Here is a 3,568-nt window from a genome sequence, read left to right as displayed (position 1 = left end):
GATGAATCTCGATGAACTGTCTGCTGGAGGTGTTTTGGTTGGATGAGAGCAGGTCGCTCTTTAGGATGTCTTGCGCAAATGCGATGGGTGTAAACGCGATGCGACGGTGGAACGGATCGAGCGATGTAGGTTGATTGGCAAATCAACTTTGAGCGAGCGGAATGGATGAAACGATTTGGCAATTGGGAAGCCGTTCTTGGAGAGCGTGAACCGCTTCCGCCGAGAGCAGACTGCCCACTTTCAGCGTGGTCAACTGAGTGAACATCGCAAGCTGCTCCACATCTCGGTCGCTGATGAAAGTCTCTTGCAAATCCAAGCTTCTCAAACTGGCGATTTTTGCGAGTAGCGTCAGCGAGTGAGATGTGATTTTCGTTTGAGCCAGTTCTAAGTTCTCAAGCTTCTGGAGCTGTGATAGTTGTTCCACCGTTCTGTCTCCAACGCTGGTAAAGCTGAGATTGAGCCATTGCAACTCAGACATTCCAGCAAAGAACTCCGCGCCGCGGTCGTCGACCTGTGTGTAGGGCAAATGCAATGAATCAAGCTTGGGCAAACTTTGCAGGTGCTCCAATCCAGTTCCATTGACCTTGGTGAAGATCAATGAGACGAACTGCAACTGTCTCATTTCGCTCAAGTGGACCAAGCCGGCATCGGTGACTTGGCGACCTGACACGGTCAGACGACCGATACCTGTCAGGGGTTTGAGAAGTGCGACGTGACTGTCAGCTACGAGTTGGCCTCCAATGTTCAACGTCGTAAGGCGTGGGAGTTGTTGAAGCTTCTCTAGCCCAGACGGTTCCTTTTGGTCATAGCGCAATGCCAAGAAACTCAGCATCGGAAACTGATTGAACTCTGTGACCAATTCGTCCGTCAGCTCCAAGTCAGAGAACTCGAGATGGTTCAATTCTTTGAGCTGCCTCAACTGATCCCAGTCTCCAGTTGTCAACTCGACTGGTTTTCCAAAATTGACGCAGAAAATCTGAAAGTCGTCTTGAGGCACTTCGTCCTTGTTGGTCACCAGCCGTAGTTGGCCATCAATCAATACGTCGAACGTCGCGTCTTTCGAAATCGCCCATACCATCTGGCATTGATCCTGCGATGAACTTGATTCGATCGTGGAAACACGAGATGGCGTTGGCTTTGCGATGACGGCATGAACGATTGTCTCTTCTTTGCGTTTGATCCGAAATTCTTGTGTGCTCAACTCCAGTCCAGACGCCTCATTCTCGACTCTGATTTGGTAGGTCCCCGGCGCGAAGTCTTGTTTCACAGAGTCTTCAACGATCGAAAGGTAATAGATCACTTCATTTTCTATGTCTTCGATGACCAATCGCTCGCCTTTGGGGATCGCTGCGATATTGTCACCGTCGATCTGCACCACGAGTGATCCGTTCTTTGATTGAAACGTCATCGTTAACGATGCCAAGACGGCGATCACCAGGGTCGCTAAAGCCACCAGCAAGACTCGATTCGGCGACGCAGTTGAGCGACGGATGGACTCCGGCTCAGAGGCGATGCCAGAAGACGCCATCGTGTCTGCGGGCAATCCGGTCGTCGAGTCGTCTGGGCAAGTGTCGACAACCGCATGACGTACGGCAGCCTCTTGCTGCAGCTTCGCAAGTTCCGATCCAGACACAAACGCATTGAGGGCATTGGCGAAATCCGCCGACGAGTCACATCGGTCTTTACGGGATTTTGCCATCGCCCGCTCAATGACGCTTATCAGCGAGGCTGGCAGACCTGCCCGAATCTCTCCAATGGGTGTCGGCGATTCCTGCTGGTGAGCAATGATCTTCTGAAGTGGCGTCGAATGATCTTCATCTCCAAACGGAGCACGTCCAGCAAGCAAGGTGTACAGAGTGCAACCCAAACTGTAGATATCCACGCGAGGATCAAGTTCTGATTTGTGATCGCTATTTGCCTGTTCGGGAGCCATGTAATCGGCCGTTCCCAAAATCTGCAATTCATCCGTCAGTTCGTTCGCCGTGTGTTCCTTTAGCCGCGCAAGCCCCAGGTCCAGAACCTTCACCACACCGTCTTTGCAAAGCATCAAGTTGGACGGTTTCAGATCGCGGTGAATCAGACCATGATCATGTGCATGCTGGATCCCAACTGCTGCTTGACGAACGATCTCGCAGGCATCGCAAATACGCAGGCGACCGTGCTCTCGGCAGATTTGACCCACGTCGGATCCGTCAATGAACTCCATTGCCAGAAATGGCGTTCCGTTGTATTCACCAGCGTCCGTTGCCCGAACAATGTTGGGGTGGCTCAGTTTCCCGACAGCTTTCATCTCGCGATCAAACCGGGCAGTCGCACGAGAATCGCTGGCCAATCGATGCGACAACAGCTTGATCGCAACGGGCATCTCCAACCGTAGATGCTCCGCCAGATAGACGTCCCCCATCCCCCCACGTCCGAGCCGTTTCAAGAATCGATAGGGACCGAGTTCAGAAGGCCGCGATGGCTTGATGAAATGCTGCGAGCTTGATCGCTCCAGGACCTGCAGGCGTTCTCGCAGTTGTGGCTCCTGTCCGTACTCCACCTCGTCAACCCCCTGGCGGAGGAGTGAAACAAGGGTGTCGTCGTTGGAACTGCAGATGGAAAGCTCCGATTGGCAGTCAACGCAAGTCTCCAAATGCAGATCGATCGATTCGCAGTCGACCGAGTCAACCAACCCGGCGGCGTAATCAGCAAGTTCTTCTCTCGGCGGACATCGCTCAAGCATTTGGTTGGCCCATCTATAGCGGTAAAATGCGGCCAACCAACGAAAATCACTCGACTGGAAAGCTAATCGCTATCGGTAGAAACGATTGCGCCTGACACGCCCAATTCATTTTCCAGTAATTGCCTGGCGCGCCGAAGTATCCGGGATCGCGCTTGCCAGACGCTATGGACGGGAATCTGCAACTGATCCGCTACGACGGCGGGAGGGATGCCATCGATCGTTGATCGCCAGAATGCCGTGAAGGTGGTCTCTTTCACCTCGGACTTGATGATGCGGAGCGCTTGATGCGCTAACATTTGTTCACCGGATACACAGGTTGAATCCAAAATTCCGGTGATTTCCTCGGCAGGCTGCATCTGCAAGATTTCGTGGCCATCGCTGCCACCGGACGCCCGAACCTTGCCCGCACGTACTTTGTGCAGATCTCGAACCTTGTTCCTGGTGATCGACCACAACCATCCGCGAAACGATCCAGAAGCGACTTTCTCAAAGTTTCCAATGTGCAGTACGACAGCCCGAAACACGTCCTGCATGATGTCGGCTGAGTCCTCCGGTCCAAGTCGCGAACCTCGGCACCAAGCGTAGATCAAGGGGCCGTAAAGTTCCGTTAGACAACGCCACCCTTGATCGTCACCCTCCCTTATCAAGTCGAGCAGCGATGTGGATGTCGAGTCGTCATTCGTTGAAGGTGATGAATCGTTCATTACAACTTCGTCCTGCCGAACATAGGACAAGGCGTCGGGAACATTGACGCACAATCTGAGCGGCGACCATTATCCTAGTTCACCCACACACGCTTGTGTTCAGACTCTGGCTCAGAAAAATTGCAACGGTCAAAATGCT

2 protein-coding genes are annotated in these 3,568 nt (G+C 52.9%); both read right to left on the bottom strand.

The features are described from left to right. Positions 1-142: 142 nt before the first annotated feature. The gene (locus Pla52nx_RS22360; protein ID WP_146522752.1) at positions 143-2,725 is read right to left on the bottom strand and encodes a serine/threonine-protein kinase; all 2,583 of its coding nucleotides are present in this window, start codon (positions 2,723-2,725) and stop codon (positions 143-145) included. Between the two features lie 62 nt (positions 2,726-2,787). Beyond that, the gene (locus Pla52nx_RS22355) at positions 2,788-3,429 is read right to left on the bottom strand and encodes an RNA polymerase sigma factor (RefSeq protein WP_146522751.1); all 642 of its coding nucleotides are present in this window, start codon (positions 3,427-3,429) and stop codon (positions 2,788-2,790) included. Positions 3,430-3,568 lie beyond the last annotated feature (139 nt).

Origin of the sequence: Stieleria varia (assembly GCF_038443385.1) — a bacterium.
GTDB lineage: Bacteria > Planctomycetota > Planctomycetia > Pirellulales > Pirellulaceae > Stieleria > Stieleria varia.
The sequence above is the reverse complement of the archived record's forward strand: the minus strand, read 5'-3'. Positions and strand labels throughout refer to the sequence as shown.